Annotated in this window: 1 protein-coding gene; it reads left to right on the top strand. The window is 63.8% G+C overall.

Going from position 1 to position 395, the window contains the following annotated elements:
* On the top strand, nucleotides 1-395 hold a 395-nt coding region (locus PQR32_RS42205; RefSeq protein WP_408241836.1), incomplete at both ends, for a citrate/2-methylcitrate synthase.

The raw sequence follows: 395 nt of genomic DNA, 5'->3' as shown, positions 1-395 counted from the left end.
ACGGCGCTCTGCACGGTCGGCAAGACCGGCAACGACCTGCATTACCGCGGCTACGACATTCTCGATATCGCCAGCGCCTGCGAATTCGAAGAGATCGCGTACCTGCTCGTGCATGAAAAGCTGCCGACCCAGGCCGAACTCACCGCGTACAAAACGAAGCTGAAAGCACTGCGCGGCCTGCCCGCCAACGTGAAAGCCGCGCTCGAATGGATCCCGGCCGCCGCGCATCCGATGGACGTGATGCGCACCGGCGTGTCGGTGCTCGGCACCGTGCTGCCGGAGAAGGACGACCACAACCTGCCGGGCGCACGCGACATCGCCGACAAGCTGATGGCCTCGCTCGGCTCGATGCTGCTCTACTGGTACCACTACTCGCACAACGGCAAACGCATCGA

The organism is Paraburkholderia dipogonis (assembly GCF_046027395.1).
GTDB classification, from domain to species: domain Bacteria; phylum Pseudomonadota; class Gammaproteobacteria; order Burkholderiales; family Burkholderiaceae; genus Paraburkholderia; species Paraburkholderia dipogonis_A.
This window is presented reverse-complemented; position numbering and strand designations above follow the sequence as displayed.